The organism is Pseudomonas sp. DTU_2021_1001937_2_SI_NGA_ILE_001 (genome assembly GCF_032463525.1).
Lineage (GTDB): Bacteria > Pseudomonadota > Gammaproteobacteria > Pseudomonadales > Pseudomonadaceae > Aquipseudomonas.
Window position 1 is genome coordinate 3,702,977 of sequence record NZ_CP135971.1, and the last position, 23,600, is coordinate 3,726,576.

Annotated in this window: 22 protein-coding genes; 15 read left to right on the forward strand and 7 right to left on the reverse strand. The window is 63.9% G+C overall.

Annotated features, from left to right (window positions below; genetic code table 11):
• Nucleotides 1-3 precede the first annotated feature (3 nt).
• The 7 genes from RRX38_RS15925 to RRX38_RS15955 all read left to right on the forward strand — a co-directional run bounded on the left by RRX38_RS15925 (nucleotide 4) and on the right by RRX38_RS15955 (nucleotide 9,238).
• A complete protein-coding gene (locus RRX38_RS15925; protein ID WP_295471828.1) occupies nucleotides 4-621 on the forward strand; it encodes a lysophospholipid acyltransferase family protein in 618 nt (205 codons plus the stop codon).
• Nucleotides 622-623: 2 nt separating this feature from the next.
• Nucleotides 624-1,553: a phosphatidate cytidylyltransferase gene (locus RRX38_RS15930; protein WP_315959877.1), complete on the forward strand. Its 930-nt coding sequence runs from the start codon at nucleotides 624-626 to the stop codon at nucleotides 1,551-1,553.
• A 321-nt stretch (nucleotides 1,554-1,874) separates the two neighbouring features.
• Nucleotides 1,875-3,494: a glucan biosynthesis protein D gene (locus tag RRX38_RS15935; RefSeq protein ID WP_315959878.1), complete on the forward strand. Its 1,620-nt coding sequence runs from the start codon at nucleotides 1,875-1,877 to the stop codon at nucleotides 3,492-3,494.
• A gap of 324 nt (nucleotides 3,495-3,818) precedes the next feature.
• Nucleotides 3,819-5,129 carry a hypothetical protein gene (locus RRX38_RS15940; protein WP_315959879.1) on the forward strand — a complete coding sequence of 437 codons (1,311 nt, stop codon included), beginning with the start codon at nucleotides 3,819-3,821 and terminating at the stop codon, nucleotides 5,127-5,129.
• Nucleotides 5,129-6,421: a hypothetical protein gene (locus RRX38_RS15945; protein ID WP_295471837.1), complete on the forward strand. Its 1,293-nt coding sequence runs from the start codon at nucleotides 5,129-5,131 to the stop codon at nucleotides 6,419-6,421. Before RRX38_RS15940 ends, RRX38_RS15945 begins: the two co-directional genes overlap by 1 nt.
• A gap of 27 nt (nucleotides 6,422-6,448) precedes the next feature.
• On the forward strand, nucleotides 6,449-8,335 hold the full coding sequence (locus RRX38_RS15950) for an acyltransferase family protein (RefSeq protein WP_315959880.1): 1,887 nt from the start codon (nucleotides 6,449-6,451) through the stop codon (nucleotides 8,333-8,335).
• 120 nt (nucleotides 8,336-8,455) lie between these two features.
• Nucleotides 8,456-9,238 carry a substrate-binding periplasmic protein gene (locus tag RRX38_RS15955; RefSeq protein ID WP_315959881.1) on the forward strand — a complete coding sequence of 261 codons (783 nt, stop codon included), beginning with the start codon at nucleotides 8,456-8,458 and terminating at the stop codon, nucleotides 9,236-9,238.
• Between the two features lie 11 nt (nucleotides 9,239-9,249).
• Here RRX38_RS15955 and RRX38_RS15960 read toward each other — a convergent pair whose 3' ends face one another.
• On the reverse strand, nucleotides 9,250-10,524 hold the full coding sequence (locus RRX38_RS15960) for a glucarate dehydratase family protein (protein WP_315959882.1): 1,275 nt from the start codon (nucleotides 10,522-10,524) through the stop codon (nucleotides 9,250-9,252).
• Nucleotides 10,525-10,596: 72 nt separating this feature from the next.
• The gene (locus RRX38_RS15965; protein WP_315959883.1) at nucleotides 10,597-11,940 is read right to left on the reverse strand and encodes an MFS transporter; all 1,344 of its coding nucleotides are present in this window, start codon (nucleotides 11,938-11,940) and stop codon (nucleotides 10,597-10,599) included.
• 106 nt (nucleotides 11,941-12,046) lie between these two features.
• Between RRX38_RS15965 and RRX38_RS15970 the strand changes: the two genes are divergently transcribed.
• The 6 genes from RRX38_RS15970 (at nucleotide 12,047) to RRX38_RS15995 (ending at nucleotide 16,728) form a co-directional block, all read left to right on the forward strand.
• Nucleotides 12,047-12,940: a LysR substrate-binding domain-containing protein gene (locus RRX38_RS15970; RefSeq protein ID WP_315959884.1), complete on the forward strand. Its 894-nt coding sequence runs from the start codon at nucleotides 12,047-12,049 to the stop codon at nucleotides 12,938-12,940.
• Between the two features lie 117 nt (nucleotides 12,941-13,057).
• Entirely contained in the window at nucleotides 13,058-14,113 is a 1,056-nt protein-coding gene (locus RRX38_RS15975; RefSeq protein ID WP_315959885.1) for an RHS repeat-associated core domain-containing protein, read from the forward strand.
• 148 nt (nucleotides 14,114-14,261) lie between these two features.
• Entirely contained in the window at nucleotides 14,262-15,080 is an 819-nt protein-coding gene (locus RRX38_RS15980; protein WP_315959886.1) for an alpha/beta hydrolase, read from the forward strand.
• A gap of 102 nt (nucleotides 15,081-15,182) precedes the next feature.
• Nucleotides 15,183-15,677: a DUF6508 domain-containing protein gene (locus RRX38_RS15985; RefSeq protein WP_315959887.1), complete on the forward strand. Its 495-nt coding sequence runs from the start codon at nucleotides 15,183-15,185 to the stop codon at nucleotides 15,675-15,677.
• A complete protein-coding gene (locus tag RRX38_RS15990) occupies nucleotides 15,674-16,120 on the forward strand; it encodes a hypothetical protein (protein ID WP_315959888.1) in 447 nt (148 codons plus the stop codon). The genes RRX38_RS15985 and RRX38_RS15990 overlap by 4 nt, the downstream gene beginning before the upstream one ends.
• A 20-nt stretch (nucleotides 16,121-16,140) precedes the next feature.
• Nucleotides 16,141-16,728, forward strand: a complete 588-nt coding sequence (locus RRX38_RS15995) for an SMI1/KNR4 family protein (RefSeq protein ID WP_315959889.1) — start codon at nucleotides 16,141-16,143, stop codon at nucleotides 16,726-16,728.
• Nucleotides 16,729-16,830: 102 nt separating this feature from the next.
• Here RRX38_RS15995 and RRX38_RS16000 read toward each other — a convergent pair whose 3' ends face one another.
• Nucleotides 16,831-17,577, reverse strand: coding sequence for a class I SAM-dependent methyltransferase (locus RRX38_RS16000; protein ID WP_315962692.1), 747 nt, complete (start codon nucleotides 17,575-17,577; stop codon nucleotides 16,831-16,833).
• 187 nt (nucleotides 17,578-17,764) lie between these two features.
• Between RRX38_RS16000 and RRX38_RS16005 the strand changes: the two genes are divergently transcribed.
• Together RRX38_RS16005 and RRX38_RS16010 are read left to right on the forward strand one after the other, a co-directional pair.
• Nucleotides 17,765-18,214: a DUF3592 domain-containing protein gene (locus RRX38_RS16005; protein ID WP_315959890.1), complete on the forward strand. Its 450-nt coding sequence runs from the start codon at nucleotides 17,765-17,767 to the stop codon at nucleotides 18,212-18,214.
• Nucleotide 18,215: 1 nt separating this feature from the next.
• Nucleotides 18,216-18,794, forward strand: coding sequence for a hypothetical protein (locus tag RRX38_RS16010; RefSeq protein ID WP_315959891.1), 579 nt, complete (start codon nucleotides 18,216-18,218; stop codon nucleotides 18,792-18,794).
• A gap of 100 nt (nucleotides 18,795-18,894) precedes the next feature.
• On the opposite strand, the gene glmS is transcribed toward RRX38_RS16010, so the two are convergent.
• The 4 genes from glmS to RRX38_RS16030 form a co-directional block, all read right to left on the reverse strand.
• On the reverse strand, nucleotides 18,895-20,730 hold the full coding sequence (gene glmS, locus RRX38_RS16015) for a glutamine--fructose-6-phosphate transaminase (isomerizing) (protein WP_315959892.1): 1,836 nt from the start codon (nucleotides 20,728-20,730) through the stop codon (nucleotides 18,895-18,897).
• A 9-nt stretch (nucleotides 20,731-20,739) separates the two neighbouring features.
• Nucleotides 20,740-21,507, reverse strand: coding sequence for a DeoR/GlpR family DNA-binding transcription regulator (locus RRX38_RS16020; protein ID WP_295471882.1), 768 nt, complete (start codon nucleotides 21,505-21,507; stop codon nucleotides 20,740-20,742).
• Nucleotides 21,508-21,667: 160 nt separating this feature from the next.
• Nucleotides 21,668-23,035 carry a bifunctional UDP-N-acetylglucosamine diphosphorylase/glucosamine-1-phosphate N-acetyltransferase GlmU gene (gene glmU, locus RRX38_RS16025; RefSeq protein ID WP_315959893.1) on the reverse strand — a complete coding sequence of 456 codons (1,368 nt, stop codon included), beginning with the start codon at nucleotides 23,033-23,035 and terminating at the stop codon, nucleotides 21,668-21,670.
• 98 nt (nucleotides 23,036-23,133) lie between these two features.
• Nucleotides 23,134-23,559 (reverse strand): F0F1 ATP synthase subunit epsilon, encoded by a 426-nt coding sequence (locus RRX38_RS16030; protein WP_295471886.1) that lies wholly within the window; start codon nucleotides 23,557-23,559, stop codon nucleotides 23,134-23,136.
• Nucleotides 23,560-23,600: the final 41 nt, after the last annotated feature.

Sequence of the window (23,600 nt, forward strand, 5' to 3'; positions counted from 1 at the left end):
CCAATGCTCGAATCCCTGGTCGCCTCATTGATCACCGCCGGCGCACGCAGCGTGACCGGCGCCCGCAGCCTGTGGCTGGGCTGTACCCCCCAGGCCACGCAGCGCATCTACTTCGCCAACCACACCAGCCACGGTGACTTCGTGCTGCTCTGGGCCTCGCTGCCGCGTGAGCTGCGCCGTTTCACCCGTCCGGTGGCGGGCGCCGACTACTGGCTGCACGGCAGGCTGCGCCCTTACATCATCAACCGGGTGTTCCATGGCGTACTGGTCGACCGTACGCGCAAGGACGAACAGGCCAACCCGCTGCAACCGATGCTCGATGCCCTGGGGCTGGGTTATTCACTGATCATCTTCCCGGAAGGCACACGCAACCCCGACGAAGGCCTGCTGCCGTTCAAGAGCGGCATCTACCACCTGGCGAAAAGTTACCCACAAGCCGAGCTGGTGCCGGTGTGGATTTCCAATCTCAACCGGGTCATGCCCAAGGGCCGCATGCTGCCCCTGCCCCTGCTGTGCACCACCAGCTTCGGCGCGCCGCTGCAACTGGGTGAAGACGAAAGCAAAGAGCAATTCCTCGCCCGCAGCCGTGACGCGCTGCTGGCCCTGGCGGCGGAGCAGTAACGATGGAAAACCAGACTCAACTGTTGTTCATGGGCATCGGCGTCATCCTGCTGCTGGCCTCGGTGATCGGCCATGTGCTCAAGCTCAAGGCACGCGGCCCGCACGCGGTGATCGACAACCTCAACGCGCGCATCCACGCCTGGTGGGTGATGGTCATCGTCATCGGCATCGCCTTCTGGCTGGGCTATGGCGCCGTGATCCTGCTGTTCTACGCGGTGTCGTTCTATGCCCTGCGCGAATTCCTCACCCTGACCCCCACGCGGCGCAGCGACTACCCGGCGCTGGTGGCCGCGTTCTACCTGGCCCTGCCCCTGCAGTACGTGCTGATCGCCATCGACTGGTACGGCCTGTACTCGATCTTCATCCCGGTTTATGTGTTCCTGCTGCTGCCGATCCTCGCCTCGCTGGGCGGGGACAGCCAACACTTCCTGGAGCGTGCCTCCAAGGTGCAGTGGGGGCTGATGATCGCGGTGTTCTGTGTGTCGTACGTACCCGCCCTGCTGACCCTGGACATCGTCGGCTATGAAGGCCGCAACCTGCTGCTGATCGCCTTCCTGGTCATCGTGGTGCAGCTGTCGGACGTGCTGCAGTACGTGTGCGGCAAGCTGTTCGGCAAGCGCAAGATCGCCCCTAACCTCTCCCCCTCCAAGACCGTCGAGGGCTTCGTTGGCGGCATCCTGCTGGCTTCGCTGATCGGTGCCGGGCTGTGGTGGATCACCCCGTTCTCGCCGGTGCAGGCGTTCTTCATCGCTCTGCTGATCAACCTGCTGGGCTTTGCCGGCGGCATCGTGATGTCGGCGATCAAGCGCGACCGGGGCGTGAAGGACTGGGGCCACATGATCGAAGGCCACGGCGGCATGCTCGACCGCATCGACTCGGTGTGTTTCGCGGCGCCGATCTTCTTCCACCTGGTGCGTTACTGGTGGACCTGAACGCAGGCAGTTGATATCAAAATGATTTCAAACTGTTGCAAGGTTTTATCGCGTCAAGGCGGGTCCTGGCACCCGCCGTCTTTTCAACTCAGTCGAAAAAAGCCTGAGAGGCCTGATCCAGAGCGGTTACATCGAAAAACCTATGACCGCACACAGCGCCGGCAGCGGCCCTGCCCGACTCAGAAAGATGCATTTCCCAAGGTTTTTTTCGAACCGCATCTCGTCTTTGGCATCTGTTGTGGGTAGTTTGCGTTCGGCAAGGAGACGTTGGCGCGATTTTTTTGTGCAGGACGCACGGAATTACTCAGAGGCTTCACCTTTATGAACCGCAGGAATCTCCTCAAAGCATCGATGGCGCTGGCGGCTTATAGCACCCTGCCAGCCTCGGGACTTTTTGCTGCGCGCGCCCTCGCCGCTGCAGCGGACGGCAAAAGCGAACCGTTCGACTTCGACTGGTTGAAGAAGCACGCCAAGGATCTGGCCGGCAAGACTTACGTGAGCACCAAGCAGGTGCTGCCACCGGTGCTGGCCGACATGACGCCGCAGCAGTTCAACGCCATCCGCTACGACCCTGAGCATTCCCTGTGGCGCGAGCTCAAGGGCCAGCTCGACGTGCAGTTCTTCCACGTCGGCATGGGCTTCAAGACGCCCGTGCGCATGTACAGCGTCGACACCAAGGCCAAGACCGCGCGGGAAGTGCACTTCCGTCACGAGCTGTTCAACTACGAAAGCAGCGGCATCGACAAGAACAAGGTCACCGGCGACCTCGGCTTCGCCGGCTTCAAGCTGTTCAAGGCGCCGGAAATCGCCGTCCACGACATCGTCTCGTTCCTCGGTGCCAGCTATTTCCGTGCGGTGGACTCCACCAAGCAGTACGGCCTCTCGGCCCGTGGCCTGGCCATCGACAGCTACGCCAAGCGCCAGGAAGAATTCCCCGACTTCACCAAGTTCTGGTTCGAAGCGCCGGCCAAGAACGCCACGCGCTTCGTGGTCTACGCGCTGCTTGACTCGCCGAGCGCCACCGGCGCCTACCGCTTCGACATCGACTGCCAGGCCAACCAGGTGGTGATGGATATCCAGGCGGATATCAACGCGCGGGCCGACATCGAGCAACTGGGCGTGACACCAATGACCAGCATGTTCAGCTGCGGCACCCACGAGCGCCGCATGTGCGACAGCATCCACCCGCAACTGCACGACTCCGACCGCCTGTCGATGTGGCGTGGCAACGGCGAGTGGATCTGCCGACCGCTGAACAACCCTGCCAAGCTGCAGTTCAACGCCTTCGCCGACAAGGACCCCAAGGGCTTCGGCCTGGTGCAGTACGACCATGACTTCGCCAGCTACCAGGACACCGTGGTGTGGTACAGCCGCCGCCCGAGCCTGTGGGTCGAGCCGACCACCGCCTGGGGTGAAGGCGAGGTCAGCCTGCTGGAAATCCCCACCACCGGCGAGACCATGGACAACATCGTGGTGTTCTGGACGCCGAAGAACAAGGTCAAGGCCGGTGACTCGCTCAACTATGGCTACAAGCTGTACTGGAGCGCTCTGCCACCGGTGAGCACGCCGCTGGCGCAGATCCACGCCACCCGCTCGGGCATGGGCGGCTTCCTGGAAGGCTGGGCACCGGGCGAGCACTACCCGAAAACCTGGGCGCGGCGCTTCGCAGTGGACTTCCACGGCGGCGGCATCGACCGCCTGCCCGAGGGCGTAGGCATCGAGCCGGTGCTCACCGTGTCCCACGGCAAGACCCAGGACTTCAACATCCAGTACCTGCCGGACATCAAGGGCTACCGGGTGATCTTCGACTGGGTACCGGACAGCGATTCGGTGGAGCCGGTGAACATGCGCATGTTCATCCGCTCCCGCGACCGCACCCTCAGCGAGACCTGGCTGTACCAGTACTTCCCGCCAGCACCAGACAAGCGCAAGTACCCGTAAGCCCAATACTGGTCAATTAGGCCGCTCCCACCGGGCCACATGTCGCTTAAGCGAACAGTATTGCCCGTAAGCCTGGCCCAGGCACCCCGTGCGCGCGGCATAAGCCGCAACCACGGCGGTGCCTGGCAGGTCTTTTCGTCCCGGCGGATTTGACAGGTCGCCCATCAGCGACTGTTATACAGGCCTGTCACGCCGTTGGAGCCTTCGCTCCCGACACCCCCGCTCATACCTGATTCCCTTCCTGCATCGTCCGCACCGGCGGCCGGTGGGCGGTAGCGTTGCCGTCCCTGCCAGCCCGTGTTCATCTGCCCGAAAGGCCAACACATGACCTTATCCCCTGCCCGTGGCGCCGATGGCCGCCGCCGGTCGATCCTGGCGTTCGACCTTTCCACGCTGGTCACCTGGGTCGCCATCAGCCTGTTGGTGGTCGAGACTTTCTCCGGTGCCCTGCGCTACTACCTCGACCTTGCCGGCCTGGGCCCGCTGCTGTACCTGCCCAAGGCGGCCTGCGTGCTGATGTTCGGCCTGGCGCTGCTGCGTCTGCGCGCCGGGCCGCTGTTCTGGTTGTGCCTGCTGGGCTGGCTGCTCTCGGCCTTGCTGGGCATGCTGCATGGCGCCAGCCTGCAGAACCTTGCCTTCAGCCTGTTCGCCATCAGCCCGCTGCTGTTCGGCCTGGTGCACAGCCAGATGCTGCTGGCGCGGCGCCGGTTGCTGGGCTGGAGCATTGCCCTGTGCCTGCTGGCCAGCCTGGCCGGGCTGCTGCTGGACAAGTACGGCCAAGTGCCGTGGAAGGGCTACAGCTACAACCTCGGCAGCACCGAACTCAGCGGCAACACCGCCTGGAGCGCCGACGACCAGGACCGCGTCGCCGGCTTCGCCCGGGTGTCGAACATCCTCTCCAACCTGATCGCCTTCTACAGCCTGTTCCTGCTGCTGTTCATCCGCTCCCTGCTGCTGCGTCTGCTGCTCTGTGCAGCGGCCCTGGTGGCCATCGTGCTGACCACCAGCAAGGCACCGGCCGGCGCCTTTGCCCTGACCCTGGGCCTGCTGCTGATCCTGCGCCTGGCCTGGACCTGCCGCGCGCTGTTCGTGCTGGCTGTGGGCATGGGCCTGCTGCTGCCGGCACTGGGGCTGCTGCAAGACTTCGACGCGCACACCGTGAGCCAGGGCGGCAGCTCGCTGGCCTCGCTCTACGACCGCCTGAACAACACCTGGCCCAACCTGTTCAACGCCATGAGCCGCGAAGGCTGGGGCTACACCGGTGCCGGCTTCGGCATGGTCGGCAGCACCATGGCGCTGTTCCCGGTGCCCGGTGCGGGTGTGCTGCTGGGCATGGACAACAGCGCCCTGTACCTGTGGGCCATGTTCGGCGCAGCGGGCCTGCTGCTCTACAGCCTGCAAGTGCCGATGTTCTGCAGCCTGCTCGACGACCGCAGCCGGGTCGGCCACATGTTGCTGTCCATCGGCTTCTGCTGGTGCCTGATCGGCTGGACCACCGACATGTTCGAGATCGCCGGCGCCAACCTGTTCATCGGGCTGGTGATCGGCTACGCCGTCAGCGACCGACTCCTCGAACAGACTGCGCCGAGTTCCGCGGCGGCCCCCCACCCCCTGCCCTACGAGGCCTTGCGCTGATGACCTTCCCGCTCTCCCGAGCCGGCCTGGCACTGCTGGTCGGCTTGTCCCTGCAAACTGCCCAGGCTGAACCGCCGCCCTTCATCCTCGGCATCTCGACCCACCTGATGAACATCGAGCGACCGTTGGCCCAGCCCTTGGGCCTGGCCGCCGAAGCCGGCTTCACCGCCGTCAAGGACGACGTGTTCTGGTCCACCGCCGAGCCAACGCGCAACCACCTGCGCATCATCCCGCAGTGGCGCCGCTACCTCAGCCAGGCGCAGAGCCTGCAACTGGAGCGTCTGGCCATCCTCGGCTACAGCACCCAGTTCCACGACAACGCCAAGCCGCGCACGCCGGAGGTCACCGGGCCGTTCCTCAACTACGTGGACTACGTCAGCCGGCAACTGGGCAACCGCGTGAGCTACTACGAAATCTGGAACGAATGGGACCTGCAGGCGCCCCGTGACCGCCAGTTGGCCCTGGACTACGCCGCACTGGTGAACAAGGCCGCGCCGGTGATCCGCGCCAACACCCGCGGCGCACCCGGCCCCGAGGCGCGAATTCTGGCGGGTGCGGTGACTCCCGAAGGCATGGACAACGGCTTCGCCGACCAACTGATCGTCAGCGGCGCGCTGGAGCAGGTCGACGGCCTGTCCATTCACCCCTACGTGCACTGCTCGGCCAACGACGGCAATACCCCGGAAGCCTGGCAGTCCTGGGTCAGCGCCTTCGAAGAGAACCTGCGCAACAAGGCTGGGCGCAACGTGCCGATCTACCTCACCGAGGTGGGCTGGCCCAGCCATCAGGGCCCCTGCGGCAAGAGCGAGATGACCCAAGCGCTGTACATGGCGCGCATCTGGTTTCTGGCGCGGACCATCCCCAACGTCAAGGGCATGTGGTGGTACGACCTGTACAACGACGGGCCGGACCGCCACGACCAGGAGCACAACTTCGGCATCCTCGCCGAAGACCTGTCGCCCAAGCCGGCCTGGACCATGATGAAAGCCATCGCCCCGGTGGTGCGCGACTTCGCCTTCGACGCCCAGGCCAGCGAGCTGTCCGAACGCCTTTACCAGCTGTACTTCCAGCGCGGCGACCAACGCCTGCTGGTGGCCTGGGCCATCGGCAAGCCGCAGCAACGCGAGGTGCTCAGCCACGGCCCGGTGCAAGGCCCGGTGCGCATGCTCGACACCCTGCAGGCCGAGCGCGGAGAGATCGCCACCGAACAGAACTGGCAATGCGCCTCCGGGCGCTGCTACGCCTCGGTGCTGCTGACCCGTTACCCGAAGATCATCCGCCTGACCCCTTGACCCCTCCCAACCTGCCGGCACCTGCCCATGGACTTCAGAAAAGACATCAACGGCCTGCGCGCCCTGGCGGTGCTCGCCGTGCTGCTGTACCACTTCCGTCCTGCCTGGCTGCCCGGTGGCTTCGCCGGAGTGGACGTGTTCTTCGTGATCTCCGGCTACCTGATCACCGGGATCATCCTGCGCGGCCTGAACACCGGGCGCTTCAGCCTGGTGGCCTTCTATCGCTCACGGGTGCGACGTATCGTGCCGGCGCTGGCGGTGCTGTGCCTGGTCCTGCTGGTCGGCGGCTGGTTCTACCTGCTGCCGCTGGACTACGCCGCGCTGGGCAAGCACGTGGCGAGCAGCCTGGGCTTCGTGTCCAACATCGTCTACTGGCGGGAGGCTGGCTACTTCACCGCCAACGCCCACGAGAAATGGCTGCTGCACACCTGGTCGCTGTCGGTGGAGTGGCAGTTCTACCTGTTGTATCCGCTGGCGCTGTTGCTGCTCAAACGCCTGGTTGGCCTGCGGGCGCTGCGTGGCTGGGTCCTCGCCGGCTGCCTGGCCAGCCTGGCGCTGTGCCTGTTCGCCGCGCCGCGCTGGCCGGAAGCGGCCTTCTACCTGCTGCCGACCCGTGCCTGGGAGCTGCTGCTCGGCGCGGTGGCCTGCCTGTTCCCCCTGCGCCTGCCGACCCGCGGGCAGCGCTGGCTGGAGCGCGCCGGACTGGCGATGATCCTGGCGGGCTTCGGCCTGATGCAGGCCAGCCAGGGCTGGTCCGCCTACCTGGTACTGCTGCCGGTGCTGGGCACCTGGGCAGTGATCGCCGCCGCTCGGCAAGGCTCCTGGCTGACCGCCAATCCGGCGGCGCAGTGGCTGGGCCGGCTGTCCTATTCGCTGTACCTGTGGCACTGGCCGGTGGTGGTGGCGATGAACTACGCCGGCTGGCTGGACAACCCCCTCAGCGTGCTGGCCGGCATGGGCCTGGCCCTGCTGCTGGGCCAGGCTTCTTACCGGCTGGTGGAAACCGGTGGCCGCAGTGCAGGCCCGCGTCTGCAGCCCGCGCCGCTGGCGACCCTGACCCTGCTGGCCTTCATCGGCGCCAGCGGCATTTTCGCTTCTGCCGGCGCGGTGACCGCGCTGCGCAGCATCAGCACCTCCGACCGCGCACGCTTCATTCAGGATTACGCCGACCGCCAGAACCAGCTGTACGAGCCGTACTGGCTCAAGTGCGACGCCTTTTCGGCATTCACCCAGCGCGGCCAGTCCGGCATCGACGAGTCCTGCATCCGTCGACGAGGCGCCGGCGGCGTGTTCCTGTGGGGCGACTCCCACGCCCAGGCTTTGTCGCTGGGACTGCGCACGCAACTGCAAGCGGGCACGCCGTTCTATCAGGTGACCTCGGCCAGCTGCCCGCCCGGCCTCACCGCGCCCCTGCAACAGGGCGCCGTGGGCCAGGCCTGCGTGTATGCCACCGAGCTGGCCTGGCGCAGCATCGAACGGCTGCGCCCGAGCATCGTGGTCATGGCGCAGAAGGACGGCCACGACCGCACCCCATGGAACGACATCGCTGCTCGCCTGCAAGGCTACGGCGTACGCCAGGTGGTACTGGTCGGGCCGGTACCGCAATGGAGCCCATCGCTGCCCAGCGTCATTGCCAACCGCCACTGGGGGCTGGACGCCTCGCACATTCAGGATCGCGCGCTGGATCGGCACCTGCTTGACGTGGACCGGGCCCTCCGCCGCCAGATCGACCCCGCGCGGGTACAGTTCGTCTCGCTGCTCGACAAGCTGTGCGACGCCAGCGGCTGCCTGGTGCGCCTGAGCGGCAACGACCAGCTGCTGCAAATCGACGATGGCCACTTGAGCGCCGAGGGCTCGATGTATGTGGTGCGCCAGTGGCTGTTGCCCCAGCTGCAACCGGCGCAGGGGGGCTGAAGCGCCGGCCGTCGGCTGCTCGAACACGGCATCGACATACAGGGTTTCCAGGCCTTTCACATCTCTGCCATGCTGGCCCGTCAGGATGATCCGCCTCGCACACCAGGAAGGTAATAGGCCATGGGATTTCGCGCTCTGATCGCTGCATGCACACTGGCTTGCCTGCCGGGTTTCGCCACGGCCCAGGCCTGGCTGGCGGGCGGGTCCGAGTGGCATCCATTCAGCTACAGCGACGCGCAGCAGCAGATGCAGGGCATTGCCGTGGACATCGTCCGTGAAGTGCTGGCCCAGGCGGGTATCCAGGCGCGCTTCGTGTCTTACCCGGCCAACCGCATGCAGGTCATGCTCGAACGCGGCCAGCTGGACCTCAGCTACGCCGAATCACGTGCCTGGCAAAACTATGAGGTCGCCGACCAGTACGTGTTTTCCGAGCCCTACATGAAGGTGCGCGAGTACCTGTTCTTCGCCCGCAATAACCCGGCCGCCGACAAACCCATCGATGCCCTGCAGAACCTGACCATCGGCATGGTGCGCGGCTATACCTACAAACGCCTGGATGCCGCGTTCGCCTCCCAGCGCCTGATGAAGCTGGAAACCTCGCAGGACATCGCCCTGTTCGATCTGCTCGACACCGGCCGGGTGGACGCCGTGGCGATGGTCGACGATCTCTACACCTACCTCACCGCGACCCACCACATCGACCCGAGCCGCTTCCGCCGTGGCGCACAGCTCAGCGAAGCGCCGCTGTCGATCATGCTGCAGCGCAAGCATGCCGAACGCTTGCCAGCCATCGACCAGGCGATCCGACGCATGCAGGACAGCGGCGAGATCGCCCGCATCCTCGACGCCCACATGCCGACGCGCACGGCCGTGGCCTGTAACACCCAGGACCCGGCCTGCTGACCCTGTACAGCTCAGAACCGCGGCTTGAGCGCGGTCCAGTCGGGCCGGTATTTCTGCATCTGGGTCACATCGTTGCGCGAACGGATACCGCAGCTGTGGTACTGGTCGTTGAGCTTGCCCAACTGGTCGTAGTCCAGCTCGACGCCCAGCCCCGGCGCATCGCGCAATGCCACACAGCCATCGACGATGGGCAGCTTGCCGCCCTTGATGACTTCTTCGTCCGGCTCCTGCCAGGGGTAATGGGTGTCGCAGGCATAGGCCAGGTTCGGCACGGCCGCGGCAACGTGGGTCATGGCCATCAGGCTGATGCCCAAGTGCGAATTGGAATGCATCGACACGCCCAGGCCGAAGGTGTCGCACAGGCGTGCCAGGATCTGCGTATCGCGCAGGCCGCCCCAGTAATGGTGGTCGGCCAGGACGATCTGCACGCTGTTCAGCGCCACACTGCGGCGGAACTCGTCGAAATCGGTGACCACCATGTTGGTCGCCAGTGGCACACCCGTGCGCCGATGCACCTCGGCCATGCCCTCCAGGCCCGGGCATGGGTCTTCGTAGTATTCCAGGGCATCGCCCAGCGCCTCGGCCATGCGCAGCGAGGTGTCCACCGACCAGTTGCCGTTCGGGTCGATGCGCAGCGGCGCCTGGGGAAAGGCTTCGCACAGCGCCTTTATGCACGCCACCTCATGTTCCGGGCCAAGCAGCGTGCCGGCCTTGAGCTTGATGCTCTTGAAGCCGTTCTCTTCGATCATGGTGCGCGCCTGAGCGACGATCTGCTGCGGGCTGATGGCTTCGCCCCAGCGGTCAGGCTTGTAGGGCGAGCCGATGTGCTCGGCGTACTTGAAGAACAGGTAGGCGCTGAACGGCACTTCGCGGCGCACCGCCCCACCGAGCAGGTTGACCAGCGGCATGTCCAGCGAGCGCGCCTGCAGGTCGAGAAACGCCACCTCGAAGGCCGAGTAGGCATTGGCCACCTGCTTGCTCGGGTGCGAGCCTGGCGCCAGCTCGGCTCCGGCACTGGCCGGCTGCAGGCCGGCGACGGTCTTCACCACCCGCGCACGCAGGCCGTTGAGGTCGAAGGGGTCCAGCCCCACCAGGCTGCCCTGCATGGCCTGCAGCACCGCCAGCACCGGTCCATCGCCATAGCTCTCGCCCAGGCCGATGAGGCCGCTGTCACTCTCGACCTCGATGATCGAGCGCAGCGCATAGGGCTCGTGGATGCCACTGGCATTGAGCAGGGGGGCGTCGCGAAAGGCGATAGGCGTGACACGGACCTGTTTGATCTTCATGAATAGGGGCTCCGGTAAGCAGGAAAAAGGCCGACCGGGCAGCGCGCCGCCCGGCGGAACAAGCGAGAGGGATCAGGCCGGGGTGGCGCGTGGCGCCGGGTTGGCTCCCTTGCCCTGGCCCTTGCGGGTACGGGTCATGAACACCAGGATGCCGGCCAGCAGCGACACCACGGCCAGGCCGATCAGGCCACCCTGGATCGAGCCGGTGCTCTGTTCCAGATAGCCGAACGTCGCGGGCGCCACGAACCCTCCAAGGCTGCCCACCGAGTTGATCAGCGCGATGACCCCGGCGGCGATGCGCGCATCCAGGTAGGCCTGGGGAATCGGCCAGAACAGCGACGAAGCCGCCTTGAAACCGATGGCCGCGAAGCAGATCGCCACGAAGGAAAACACCGGCCCGCCCAGGGTGGACATGAACAGCCCGATGGCGGCAATGACGAAGGCCGCCGAGGCCCAGGCCTGCTGCCACTTGAAGCGCGCCGCCAGGCTGGCGAAGGCGTACATCGCCAGCACCGAGATGATCCACGGGATGGAGTTGAACAGCCCGACCTGGAAATCGCCCAGCCCGCCCATCGAGCGGATGATGCTCGGCAACCAGAAGGTGCAGCCGTAGATGGTCAGCGAGATGGCGAAGTACAGGAAGCAGAACAGCAGGATCTGCGGGTCGCGCAGCAGATGCAGGGCCGAGTGCCGCACCTCGCCGCCACCGACGGCCTGCTCACGCTGGCGCTGCTCTTCGGCGATGCACTCGGTCAGCGCCTGGCTTTCTGCCTGGCTGAGCCATTTCGCATCCTTGGGCAGCGAATCGAGCCAGAACCACACGAAGCCACACAGCAGCACCGAGAACATGCCCTCGATGAAGAACATCCACTGCCAGCCATGCATGCCCAGCCCCTGGATGTTCAACAGCGCGCCAGACAGCGGGCCGGAAATGATCGAGGCAATCGCCGAACCACTGAGAAAGATCGCCATGGCCTTGCCGCGTTCGCCGGCCGGCAGCCACTGGGTGAAGTAATACACCACGCCGGGAAAGAACCCGGCCTCGGCCACGCCGAGCAGGAAGCGCAGGATGTAGAACCAGGTCTCGTTGGGCACGAAGGCCATCGCCGTGGCCACTACGCCCCAGGTGAACATGATGCGGGTCAGCCAGACCTTGGCGCCGAAGCGCTGCAGGAGGATGTTGGACGGCACTTCGAACAGTGCATAGCCAATGAAGAACAGGCCGGCGCCCAGGCCGTAGGCCGCAGCACCGATCCCCAGATCGCTCTCCAGGTGGCTGCGCACGAAGCCGATATTCACTCGGTCGATGTAGTTGACGATGAACATCACCACGAACAACGGCAGCACGTGGCGTTTGACCTTGGCCACCGCACGGGCGACCAGCTCGGGGTCTGCTGGGGAAAGGACGGTATTCAAGGGACGACTCCATGTGATTGTTGTTGTGGAGATGCGTCGATCATGTACCCGGCTATTGTTTCCGTCTAATCTAGTCTGGCTCTTGATTGATACCCGGAAAATATCAATGTTTGAACTCGCCCAGCTGCGCTGCTTTGCTACGGTGGCCACCGAGCTGAACTTCCGCCGTGCCGCCGAACGCCTGAACATGACCCAGCCACCGTTGAGCCGGCAGATCCAGTTGCTGGAGCACAACCTGGGTGTCGAGCGGTTCACCCGCAGCACCCGCAGCGTGGCCCTGACCGCCGCCGGCCGGGCCTTTTTCATCGAAGCCCAGCACCTGCTGGAACGCGCCGAGCAGGCGGCGCTGGCAGCCAAGCGCTTCGCCAGCGGCGACATCGGTTCGGTGAGCATCAGCTTCGTTGGCAGCGCCGTGTATGAATTCCTGCCCAGGGTCATCGCCGAAGCCCGGCTCAACCAGCCGCAGGTGAAGATCGCCCTCAGCGAAATGAACACCGCGCAGCAGCACGAGGCGCTGCGTGCCCGGCGCATCGACCTGGGCATCGTCCGTGCGCCCTTGCTGCAACCGGGCTACGAGAGCGAATGCCTGGTACGCGAGCCGTTCGTGCTCGCCGTGCCTGCCAGCCACCCGCTGGCCAGCGCGCCACAGGTGACGGTTCGCGACCTGGCCGGTGTGCCCTTCCTGATGTATTCCCACTCGGCCTACCCGCCATTCAACGAACTGCTCACCGGCATGTTCCGCTCCGCCGGCGTTGCCCCGGAATACGTGCAGTGGCTGGGCTCTTCACTGACCATCCTGGCGCTGGTCAACGCCGCCATGGGCCTGGCCCTGGTGCCGCGCTGCGCCACCAACGTGGTGTTCCGTGACGTGGTGTTCCGCGACATCGACCTGGGCGACGGCATCCAGAGCGAACTGCATCTGGTGTGGCGCAGCGACAACGACAACCCGGCGTGCCGGATGCTGCTGGAAGCCATTCGCGCGGCGGTGCATAACGGCTGACGAGTGGTTGCCGGTCATCACTTGAGTCTAGCGCGGGGCGTAGCCTGGCATTTCTGCCAGTCGCCAGACTCACGCCCTGGGTTGATCGTTCGAATTTCTCATCCGAGTGACCTAGCCATGAGCACCACTTCCCCCGCCACCCAGCGCTATCACTATGATGCACTCGACCGCCTGGCCAGCCGTTCTAACGCTGAACGGCCTGTCGCACCCGGCTTCTTCTACTGCGGAACGCGCCTGGCCACCGAAATCGAAGGGCACGCTCGGACGATCCTGTTTCACGCCAGAAACAGGCTGCTGGCACAGCGGCGCGATAGCGTCTTGCAAATCGGCACGACCTTGCTGGGCAGTGATCAACCAGGCTCTGTGACCTACAGCCTGAGCGCAACGCAACAACGAATCTTCGCTTATATGCCCTATGGCGCCCGGCATCCTCTCTGGGTGCCCGAAGGTCTGTCCGGCTTCAAGGGGGAACGGTTGGAACCGATGACGGCACATTACTTGTCGGGTAACGGCTACCGGGCGTTCAACCCTGTATTGATGAGATTCCACAGCCCGGACAGCCTGAGTCCATTCGGGGAGGGCGGATTGAACGAATATGCGTACTGTGCAGGGGATCCGATCAATCGGGCCGATCCTGAGGGGCACATGTTCCAAGCAGTGATGACCGCTCTCAGCGACTTTTTTCCCAGCCAATCAAGACAGAAATTCAAAGCCATTGCGCCGGGCATCATCGGTTTCGAAAAACCTTACGGGAAGCGCAAGACGTTCAGCATCGTCAGCCATGGCGTGGCGGAACCATTGGATGGTTACCATCCGCTGATCACAAGTGATGAACGGCTGGTCAGCCCGATGATATTGCGCGACAGGCTGGCGAGTTCCGGAATCGATCTCAGCCAGTACGAGCGAATACGCCTGATGTCCTGCTACTCGGCAAATGGCGCGAATCCCTTTGCCGCACAACTGTCGAAACTGACCCAAAAGCCGGTGAAGGGCTACAGGGGCGTAGTGTCCGTCGCTGGCATTCACCACATCGAAAACAACAGGCGTGTTCGCCAACTTTCTCAACATGAATACGAATACAGTGGCCAGATCAGGGCCATCAAGATACGTCTGCCCGGCGCATTGAACGAAAGACTGCCCTTCACCTACAAACCCGTCATTTTCAATCCCTGAGCCTCATTCCAGCGGCAGCCCGTCGTCCGTCCCCAGGCAACCGAAACAGCACACCCATGCAAGCCATACGCCCGGCCATGAACCATAGTGAATTCCCGCAGCGCGCCTGCGGTCACTCCTTCTCACCCGCCTATCAGTGGAGCCTGTCATGAGCACATTCGTCACCCGCGATGGAACCGAGATCTATTACAAGGACTGGGGGTCGGGCAAACCCGTGCTGTTCAGCCATGGTTGGCCGCTGGACGCCGACATGTGGGAATACCAGATGCACTACCTGAGCAGCCGCGGGTATCGCACCATCGCCTTCGACCGTCGCGGTTTCGGGCGATCCGGCCAGCCGTGGGAAGGCTATGACTACGACACCTTCGCCGACGACATCGCCGACCTGATCGAACACCTGGACCTCAAGGAAGTCACCCTGGTGGGCTTCTCCATGGGTGGCGGTGACGTGTCGCGCTACATCGGCAAGTACGGCACCTCGCGCGTAGCCAAGTTGGCGCTGCTGGGCGCCGTTACGCCGATCTTCGGCAAGACCGCCGACCACCCCGAGGGCGTCGAGCAGGCTGTGTTCGACGGCATTCGCGATGGCCTGCTCAAGGATCGCGCGCAGTTCATCGCCGACTTCAGCACCCCCTTCTACGGCCTGGACAACGGTCAGAAAGTCTCTGACGGCGTACTGACCCAGACCCTCAACATCGCCCTGCTGGCCTCGCTCAAGGGCACTGTCGATTGCGTGACCGCCTTCGCCGGCACCGACTTCCGCCCTGACATGGCGAAGGTCGACGTGCCGACCCTGGTGATCCATGGCGACGCCGACAAGATCGTGCCGCTGGAAGCCACCGGCAAGCTCGCCGCGCAGATGATTCCCGGCGCCGAACTCAAGGTCTACGCCGGTGCACCGCACGGCTTCGCGGTGACCCACGCGCAGCAGCTGAACGAAGACCTGCTGGCCTTCGTCGGCGGCTGAGACCGCCAGGCAGGGAACCTGGCCCCTGATCGTCACTCCAAGCAGCACGAACACGGATGACGAACGGATGGTCATGTCCCCTGCCCCTTCATGGAGGCCCGCATGCCGGGCCCGCTAGACCGCCTGCGGGACTGGCTGACGCGCACCCCGCCGCAGCCGCCCCAGCCCTGCGTCACGCCGGCTCAGACCCCGCCTCCTGGCCTGGCTGACATCGAAGCGTTGCTGGCCTTCCTGCCCCACTTGTACCCCGGCGGCGTCGCCATCAATCCCTTCAAAGACGCTCCCGCTGAACAATGGCCCGTGTATGTCGAAGCCGTCGATGCCTTTTTCCAGGCTGCTGGCCAGGAATGCTGGATCGACTACCGCTACGGGGATGCCAATCCAGGCGACATGCTCGAGCACCCCGAGCAGATTGCCCAGGCGTCCGTCGCGCAGATCAAGAGCCTGCTGACCTGGTGCGTCCGTGGCGAACGTTTCTGCTACGGCCATCATGGCGCGGTCATCCAGAACGGCGCCGTTCTGGCCATCCTGCAACGCCTGCAAGTCATACGCGATAGCTTGGATCACCAGGCCCCTCACCCCAGGAACCGACCATGAAATATGACGATGCCTCTTGGCATTACGAAGGCGACTTTCCCGAAGAACTGCCACCCGAAGCCGGCGCCACCCATATCGGGCTGTTCCTCGCCTGGCTGTTGATCCATGACCACGCCAGTGAAGAACTGCTCGAGGACGCCAGCGATCAGGTGCAGGCAATCAAGGCCCGGCAGATCACTGGCGCACAGCTGCTGATGAACACCCTGGACGGCAAGTTTCTCGCCCAGGACCTGGACGACACCGGCAACGCCTTCGCCCTGGCCTACTACCAGGGCCAGGACGATGACAGCCGGTATTTCGACGATTACCTGCTGGTATTCGATGACCAGGAGACCATCTATCACGTGGAAGACAGCTGGGAGAGTTACGAACGGCTGGCCAGCGTGATCGATGAACGCTTCGCCGCCTGGAACGCCCAGGGCCGGCCGCAGTACCTGCCTTGACCCAACCAGAAGGCCCCAGCATGTCCATCGTCGACACCTACCTCAACGGCCTGTACCAGGCCCTGCCCGCCGAAGAGCTGCAACAGCTGCAGCTCAGCCACGGCGCCTCCCCCACCGACCTGCAAGCCCTGCAGGCGGCTTATCCACAGGTGCCGGCCAGCCTGCTGGAGCTGCTCGGGCGTATCGACGGTACTCACTACCGCGAGTATCCAGGCGGCGAGATCTGCGTGCTGATCCTCGGCTCGGATGTCTTCGAGTACCCCTACTACCTCAGCTCCGTGGCGCAGATCCTCGAAGAAGCCGGAAAGTACAAGGACAGCATCGCCGAGATCTACGAGGCGTACCTCGACGAAGACCCTGAACTGCTCGGCGCCGGCATCGACCCGCAGGTGCCAATGAACCGCCGCCTGTGTTTTTCCCACTGTATGAACAACGGCGGCACCTCACGCCTGTACCTGGACTTCGACCCGGCGCCAGGCGGCAGCGTCGGCCAGGTCGTGCGCTTTCTGCACGACCCGGACAGCTACGTGGTGATCGCCAGCAGCTTCGATGAGTACCTGCAGGGGCTGATCGAGCAGAACTACGCGTTCATTTTCGAGGATGAATAGGCCGCGTGAACAACTTATCCACTGGGCCATCAGCCACCATTCACAGGATCGTGCCCGGTCTATCACCTGGAGGCATGAACTCGGCATCGCCACCAGGCCCAGTCAACGGCTCTTTACACAGACAAAAATCGCATTGCCGCCCGCCCCCTGCCAAGGGGTGATCCTTTCGTAGTCATGTTCGAACACATGGACCTCGAACCGCGGCTGCAACAGCGCCTGCAACTCCACGAAGCTGGCAGCCACCATCGGATGTTCATCCTCCCAGGTCTGGGTCGTGCCCTCGTGGGTCTTGTCGATCCGCAAGCGCAGCGACTGCCTTTCGCCTTCGCCCGGATAGTGCCAGGCGGAGCCGAAGGTAAACTGGCTGCCCTCGTGACTGACTTGGTGCCCCACGAACGAACGGTTATCGATCTTGTACTTATCCACAGCGTTGAAGCAGAACACGCCCCCCTCGCCTAGCGCCTCATGCACACGGCCAATGCAAGCGTCGAGGCGCTCGATGCCGGCGTTGTAGTGGATGGAATACAAGAAGCAAGTGACCAGATCCAGCGGCTCGTCCACGGTGAAGTCACCCATGTCCAGGCAGGCGAAGCGGGCCTCGGGGCAACGCTGCGCGGCGATATCAAGCATCGGTTGGTTGATGTCCAGGCCGGCACTGCGGTAGCCGAAATCGAGAAAGTGACGAATGTGCGGCCCGGTACCACAGGCTAGGTCCAGATGCCTGGCCCCCTGATTGCCGAACAACTGATGAAGCCTGCGAATACCCTGGCTCTGCGCCCGATAGTCGATATCGGCACACATCAGGTCGTAGTAGCCAGACAGGTCGGTATACAGCGCGGTTGAGCTCATAGAAACCAGTGGTTTGGCGGGAGGGGGGAAGAAAGGCGCGGCATCATACCTCAGGGTTGTGGATAACCGCAGTTCAGGAATCAGCGAGACTGCACCATAGGTGGCCACTAAACGCTCGATCGGATTGACATTTTTACTTACGTTCGCTGCAATAGCCGACGTTTCACGGACGATGCAAGGAATTGATATGAGCAAAGTGCCATCACCTGCCCAGCGGGGTGATCCTGTACGTGCAGTGATCTTCCTGCCTATCGGGCTGTGCCTGCTGGTGCTGACCGCCTGGCTGGTGATGGCACGGATGGACTTCCTGGCCCATGCACAACGCACCCAAGGCCATGTCAGCGCCTTGAATGCCGGGGGTAGTCACCCGCAGATCGACTTCACCGATGCCATAGGCGAAACCTTCAGCTATCCCGAAGGCGGGATGATCTTTGGCTACGAAGTGGGCGACAAGGTCGACGTCTACTATCGAGCCGAATCACCCTCGCGCACAGCCATCATCGACGACCGTGGCGCCCTCTGGGGTGCCAGCCTCCTGGCGGGGCTGCTGGCCGTCGTCTTCACCGCCGGTGGGAGCTACCACCTCATCGCATGGATTCGCCAGCGTCGCATCGTGCGTACTCCACAAGGACATTGATATGCACATTCCGCTTCCTGTAAGCCCCAGCGACTGGCGCTACAAAACTGCCAGCAGCGGCGGACTGACCGTGGTATTCGTCGCCGCCGGTGGTGGCGTCCTGACCCTGACGGATCCTCAAGGCGTCGACCAGCAGTTCCGCTACGGCACCGTGGGCGGTGGCCTGGGCTTCGGTGCGCGTTTGCCACGCTTTGGCAAGGTCAACCTGCATGTCCGGGGCAAGAGCGTAGGGGCGGCCGGCGCCAGTGAAGATTTTCCATCGGTGGGCCAGGTGCTCGTCGCCAGCTCCATTGCCCAGCGCGGGCTCACCCGGGAAGACTTTCAGGGCGCCTGCGTGTTCATCGAAGGCGGTGTGGGACTCATCGGCGGGGCCAGCGGCTCGGCCATGCTCTTCGGCCTGGATCCGAGGTTACTGGCGATGGCAATAGCCACGCTTACACCAGCCGGCAGCATTCTCCTACCACACGACAGCACGATTCGCCTGCTGAAGTCGGCGAAAGGTGTCATCGTCGCGGCTGGCCTCAACATGGGGGTACAGGCTGGCGGCGGTGCAACCATCTCTCTGGGCGGCCTGTTCTGAGACTGCCTGCGAAGAAGTAAAAACATGAAAGGGGCCGCTGATGGCCCCCTCATGCGGAATCGACTTCTTCTGTCGTCATCCCATCAACGCTGTGGATAACTCATTCCACCGTCACCGACTTCGCCAAGTTGCGCGGCTGGTCCACATCGGTGCCTTTCAACACCGCCACGTAGTAACTCAGCAGCTGCAGCGGCAGGGTGTAGAGGATCGGTGCCAGGGTGTCGTTGATGTGCGGCATGGCGATCACGTGGATGCCTTCGCCGTTGCTCATGCCAGACTTTTCGTCGGCGAAGACGATCAGTTCACCGCCCCGGGCGCGCACTTCCTGCAGGTTGGACTTGAGCTTCTCCAACAGTTCGTTGTTCGGCGCCACGGTGACCACCGGCATGTCGGCGTCGACCAGGGCCAGCGGGCCGTGCTTCAGCTCGCCGGCTGGGTAGGCTTCGGCGTGGATGTAGGAGATTTCCTTGAGCTTCAGTGCGCCTTCCATCGCCACCGGGAATTGCGCGCCGCGGCCCAGGAACAGAGTGTGATGCTTTTCGGCGAAAAGCTCGGCGACTTTATCCACAACGCTGTCCATGGCCAGGGCTTCGCCGAGACGCACAGGCAGACGACGCAGTTCATCGACCAGATCGGCTTCCACACCGGCTTCGAGGGTGCCCTTCACCTGACCCAGAGACAGGGTCAGCAGCAGCAGGGCCACCAGTTGGGTGGTGAAGGCCTTGGTCGAGGCCACGCCGATTTCCGGGCCGGCCTGGGTCAGCAGGGTCAGGTCCGACTCACGCACCAGCGAACTGGTGCCGACGTTGCAGATCGCCAGGCTGCCTAGGAACCCCAGACTCTTGGCATTGCGCAGCGCCGCCAGGGTGTCGGCCGTTTCGCCGGACTGAGAGATGGACACGAACAGGGTGTCGGGCTGCACCACCACCTTGCGATAGCGGAATTCGCTGGCGACCTCGACCTGGCACGGAATGCCGGCCAGGCCTTCGAGCCAGTAACGCGCAACCATACCGGCGTGGTAGCTGGTGCCACAGGCGACGATCTGTACGTTGCGCACCTTGGCGAACAGCGCTTCGGCTTGAGGACCGAAGGCATGCACCAGCACCTGCTGCTGGCCCAGGCGGCCTTCCAGGGTGCGCTGCACGACCTTGGGCTGCTCGTGGATTTCCTTGAGCATGAAGTGGCGGAATTCGCCCTTGTCGGCGGCTTCGGCACCTTCACGAAACTGCACCACTTCACGCTCGACCGGCAGGCCGTCCACTGACCAGATCTGCACGCTTTCACGGCGGATCTCGGCGATGTCGCCCTCTTCCAGATACATGAAACGGTCGGTGACCTGGCGCAGCGCCAACTGGTCGGAAGCCAGGAAGTTCTCGCCCAGGCCCAGGCCGATCACCAGCGGGCTGCCACTGCGCGCGGCGAGGAGGCGGTCCGGCTGCGCGGCGCTGACCACCGCCAGACCATAGGCACCGTGCAGTTCCTTGACCGCAGCCTTGAGCGCCTGGGCCAGATCCGGCGTGGTCTTGAGCTTGTGATGCAGCAGGTGGACGATGGTCTCGGTATCGGTGTCGGAGGTGAACACGTAGCCCAGGCCCTTGAGCTGCGCGCGCAGGGCTTCGTGGTTCTCGATGATGCCGTTGTGCACCACCGCCAGTTGCTCCCCGGAGAAATGCGGATGGGCATTGTGCTCGGTGGGCGCACCGTGGGTGGCCCAGCGGGTGTGGGCGATACCCAGGCGGCCGATCAGCGGCTCGCCGGCCAGGGCCTGCTCCAGCTCGCTGACCTTGCCGACGCGGCGGCGCCGCTCCAGGCTGCCTTCGTTGCTGAAGACCGCCACGCCCGCGCTGTCGTAGCCACGGTATTCCAGACGCTTGAGGCCCTCGACGAGGATGGCCGTGACATTACGCTCGGCGACTGCGCCAACGATTCCGCACATGCTGTTCTCCTAGCTGACAGCGGCACAAATGACAGTGACGCCACGTGCCTGTATCTGTTCGCGTGCCTCGGCGGGCAGGCGTTCATCAGTGATTAGGGTATGGATACCGCTCCAGGGCAGTTCCAGGTTCGGGATCTTGCGGCCGACCTTGTCGGCCTCGGCCATCACCACCACTTCACGGGCCACGTCGGCCATCACCCGGCTCAGCCCGAGCAATTCATTGAAGGTGGTGGTGCCGCGCTGCAGGTCGATGCCATCGGCACCGATGAACAGCTGGTCGAAATCGTAGGAGCGCAGCACCTGCTCGGCCACCTGGCCCTGGAACGACTCCGAATGCGGGTCCCAGGTGCCACCGGTCATCAGCACCACCGGTTCCTGCTCCAGCTCGGTGAGGGCGCGGGCGACGTTCAGCGAGTTGGTCATCACCACCAGCCCGGCCCGCGCCCCCAGTTCGGGAATCAACGCTGCGGTGGTACTGCCACTGTCGACGATGATTCGCGCATGCTCACGGATGCGCAGCGCCGCCGCCCGGGCGATGGCCTGTTTATAACTCGACACCACCTGGGCGGGCTCGGCGATCAGTTCCTGTGGCAGGGTGACGGCGCCGCCATAACGGCGCAGCAGCAAGCCATTGCTTTCGAGTGCAGCCAGATCCTTTCGAATCGTAACTTCAGAAGTTTCGAAACGGCGAGCCAGATCGTCCACCGACACTTCGCCCTGCTCATTGAGCAAGGCGAGTATCTGATGACGACGTTGGGGAGTGTTACGTTTCGACATGAGCTGAAAAAGTTTCGATTCGAAATTTAAGTGGCGCAATCAAAACCTATTGTCAGATCAGCGTCAAGCGAGTGAAGGAGATTTCATGTAGTCAGAAGGCTGTGCATAACTCGGCATCACCAACCGAACCGGTTATGCACAGCGGCGCATTGTGGACAACTCAAGCCTTGGGCTTCTTCACCGGGCGTGCCCAGCCTTCCACGTTGCGCTGGCGGGCTCGGGCCACGGCCAGTTGGCCTTCCGGCACGTTCTGGGTGAGGGTCGAGCCTGCCGCCGTGGTGGCCCCGGCGCCGATATCCACAGGCGCGACCAGCGAGTTGTTGGAGCCGATGAACACATCTTCACCTAGCACCGTCTTGTGCTTGTTGGCACCGTCGTAGTTGCAGGTGATGGTGCCGGCACCGATATTGGTACGCGCACCGATTTCCGCATCGCCCAGGTAGGTCAGGTGGCCGGCCTTGGCGCCCTCGCCCATCCGCGCGTTCTTCAGTTCCACAAAGTTACCCACATGGGCCTTGGCTTCCAGCACCGAGCCGGGACGCAAGCGAGCGAACGGGCCGGCATCACTGCCCTCGCCCAGCACCGCGCCGTCGATATGACTGTTGGCCTTGACCACCACGCCTTTGCGCAGGGTGCTGTCCTTGATCACGCAGTTGGGCCCGATGACTACGTCGTCTTCGATGACCACCTGGCCTTCGAGGATCACGTTGATGTCGATGAGCACGTCGCGACCGACGCTTACTTCACCACGCACATCGAAGCGCGCCGGGTCGCGCAGGGTCACACCGGCGGCCATCAGGCGGCGAGCGGCGCGCAGCTGGTAATGGCGCTCCAGCTCGGCCAGTTGCCGACGGTCATTGGCGCCCTGCACTTCCATCGGGTCATGGGGCTGTTCGGTGGCGACCACCAGGCCGTCGGCCACTGCCATGGCAATCACGTCGGTCAGGTAGTACTCGCCCTGGACGTTGTCGTTGGACAGGCGCCCCAGCCAGTCGGCAAGGCGCTGGCCAGGTACGGCGAGAATACCGGTGTTGCCTTCCTTGATCGCGCGCTGCGCCTCGCTGGCGTCCTTGTGCTCGACGATTGCCCTAACCTGGCCCTGCTCGTCACGCACGATGCGCCCATAGCCGGTGGGGTCTTCGAGGTTGACGGTGAGCAGGCCCAGTTGGTTGGGGGTTACACGTTTCAGTAGGCGCTGCAGGGTCTCGACTTCAATCAGGGGTACATCGCCGTAGAGGATCAGTACGGTCTCGGCACTCAATACCGGCAGGGCCTGAGCCACGGCATGCCCGGTACCGAGCTGCTTGTCCTGCAGCACGAAGTTCAGGTCGTCGGCGGCCAGGTGTTCACGCACCGCATCGGCACCGTGGCCGATGACGACATGAATGCCCTTTGGGGATAACTGACGTGCGCTGTGGATAACGTGGCCAAGCATCGAGTTGCCGGCGACGGGATGAAGGACCTTGGGCAGGGCCGAACGCATCCGGGTTCCCTGGCCAGCGGCGAGAATGACGATATCGAGAGACATGAAGGACTACCCACTGGGCGGCTCGGCGGCCGCTGGAAAAAGAAAAAGGGTAGCCGAGGCTACCCTTTTCATTCAATCGCACATTCAGCGCAGCGGTATCAGCCGCCGAACTTCTTGCGGATCTGCTGGACGGTACGCAGCTGGGCTGCGGCCTCGGCCAGGCGTGCGGCGGCGGCACTGTAGTCGAAGTCCGCGCCTTTTTCGTTCAGGGCCTTCTCGGCAGCCTTGACGGCATCCTGAGCAGAAGCCTCGTCCAGGTCAGCAGCGCGTTGCACGGTATCGGCAAGCACCTTGACCATGTTCGGCTGCACTTCGAGGAAACCACCGGAGATGTAGAACACCTCGCGGTCGCCGCCCTGCTTGGTCAGCGTGATCGGACCTGGCTTCAGATTGGTAATCAGCGGGGCGTGGCCTGGAGCGATACCAAGATCACCCAGGTTGCCGTGCGCAATTACCATCTCGACCAGACCGGAGAAAATTTCTCCTTCCGCGCTGACGATATCGCAATGGACTGTCATAGCCATGTGCTTGCCTCAACCTGATTAGCGCCCCTTGCGGGGCGCCG

What these genes read in the sequence shown, in the direction of transcription:
- RRX38_RS15960 (WP_315959882.1), bottom strand. Translation starts at nt 10,524, where the DNA reads ATGAAGATCAAACAGGTCCGTGTCACGCCTATCGCCTTTCGCGACGCC.
- RRX38_RS15930 (WP_315959877.1), top strand. Translation starts at nt 624, where the DNA reads ATGGAAAACCAGACTCAACTGTTGTTCATGGGCATCGGCGTCATCCTG.
- RRX38_RS15955 (WP_315959881.1), top strand. Translation starts at nt 8,456, where the DNA reads ATGGGATTTCGCGCTCTGATCGCTGCATGCACACTGGCTTGCCTGCCG.
- RRX38_RS16005 (WP_315959890.1), top strand. Translation starts at nt 17,765, where the DNA reads ATGAGCAAAGTGCCATCACCTGCCCAGCGGGGTGATCCTGTACGTGCA.
- RRX38_RS15985 (WP_315959887.1), top strand. Translation starts at nt 15,183, where the DNA reads ATGCCGGGCCCGCTAGACCGCCTGCGGGACTGGCTGACGCGCACCCCG.
- RRX38_RS15995 (WP_315959889.1), top strand. Translation starts at nt 16,141, where the DNA reads ATGTCCATCGTCGACACCTACCTCAACGGCCTGTACCAGGCCCTGCCC.
- glmU (WP_315959893.1), bottom strand. Translation starts at nt 23,035, where the DNA reads ATGTCTCTCGATATCGTCATTCTCGCCGCTGGCCAGGGAACCCGGATG.
- RRX38_RS16010 (WP_315959891.1), top strand. Translation starts at nt 18,216, where the DNA reads ATGCACATTCCGCTTCCTGTAAGCCCCAGCGACTGGCGCTACAAAACT.
- RRX38_RS16000 (WP_315962692.1), bottom strand. Translation starts at nt 17,577, where the DNA reads ATGAGCTCAACCGCGCTGTATACCGACCTGTCTGGCTACTACGACCTG.
- RRX38_RS15945 (WP_295471837.1), top strand. Translation starts at nt 5,129, where the DNA reads ATGACCTTCCCGCTCTCCCGAGCCGGCCTGGCACTGCTGGTCGGCTTG.
- RRX38_RS15980 (WP_315959886.1), top strand. Translation starts at nt 14,262, where the DNA reads ATGAGCACATTCGTCACCCGCGATGGAACCGAGATCTATTACAAGGAC.
- RRX38_RS16030 (WP_295471886.1), bottom strand. Translation starts at nt 23,559, where the DNA reads ATGGCTATGACAGTCCATTGCGATATCGTCAGCGCGGAAGGAGAAATT.
- glmS (WP_315959892.1), bottom strand. Translation starts at nt 20,730, where the DNA reads ATGTGCGGAATCGTTGGCGCAGTCGCCGAGCGTAATGTCACGGCCATC.
- RRX38_RS16020 (WP_295471882.1), bottom strand. Translation starts at nt 21,507, where the DNA reads ATGTCGAAACGTAACACTCCCCAACGTCGTCATCAGATACTCGCCTTG.
- RRX38_RS15950 (WP_315959880.1), top strand. Translation starts at nt 6,449, where the DNA reads ATGGACTTCAGAAAAGACATCAACGGCCTGCGCGCCCTGGCGGTGCTC.
- RRX38_RS15940 (WP_315959879.1), top strand. Translation starts at nt 3,819, where the DNA reads ATGACCTTATCCCCTGCCCGTGGCGCCGATGGCCGCCGCCGGTCGATC.
- RRX38_RS15935 (WP_315959878.1), top strand. Translation starts at nt 1,875, where the DNA reads ATGAACCGCAGGAATCTCCTCAAAGCATCGATGGCGCTGGCGGCTTAT.
- RRX38_RS15970 (WP_315959884.1), top strand. Translation starts at nt 12,047, where the DNA reads ATGTTTGAACTCGCCCAGCTGCGCTGCTTTGCTACGGTGGCCACCGAG.
- RRX38_RS15975 (WP_315959885.1), top strand. Translation starts at nt 13,058, where the DNA reads ATGAGCACCACTTCCCCCGCCACCCAGCGCTATCACTATGATGCACTC.
- RRX38_RS15990 (WP_315959888.1), top strand. Translation starts at nt 15,674, where the DNA reads ATGAAATATGACGATGCCTCTTGGCATTACGAAGGCGACTTTCCCGAA.
- RRX38_RS15925 (WP_295471828.1), top strand. Translation starts at nt 4, where the DNA reads ATGCTCGAATCCCTGGTCGCCTCATTGATCACCGCCGGCGCACGCAGC.